This window comes from Streptomyces sp. BE303, assembly GCF_036290945.1.
Lineage (GTDB): Bacteria > Actinomycetota > Actinomycetes > Streptomycetales > Streptomycetaceae > Kitasatospora.
Genome location: NZ_JAQYWZ010000811.1, coordinates 1 through 306, shown reverse-complemented (window position 1 = coordinate 306; position 306 = coordinate 1). Strand labels below are relative to the sequence as shown.

The 306-nt window shown below is 70.9% G+C and carries 1 protein-coding gene; it reads right to left on the bottom strand.

Translation table 11 applies throughout. The features are described from left to right. Positions 1-306, bottom strand: a 306-nt coding sequence (locus PUR56_RS27140) for an ALF repeat-containing protein (RefSeq protein WP_329950840.1), incomplete at both ends; no start/stop codon positions are given.

The window sequence follows — 306 nt, the reverse complement described above, 5'->3', positions numbered from 1 at the left end:
CGCGCGGGCCGACCTCCTTGTCGGCGATGAGGATGAGGATCTCGACCCGGTCGTCCTCGGCGCGGGCCGTGTGCTGTCCCTCGGTGAGGAACTTGCGCACCGCCTCGGGGCTGCCGGTCGTGAGGGCCGGCTCGGCCGCCGCCTTCACCGCAGGGCCTCCGTCGGAGAGGATCTGGTCTGCCTTGACGAGGTCGTCGACGGCCCGCGCTATCGGGAGGCCGACCTCCATGAACTGTCGCAGCTCGGCCGCCGTGCCGTTGACGACCTTCGCGGCGAACTCGTGGACGCTGATGCCCGCGTCCTTGT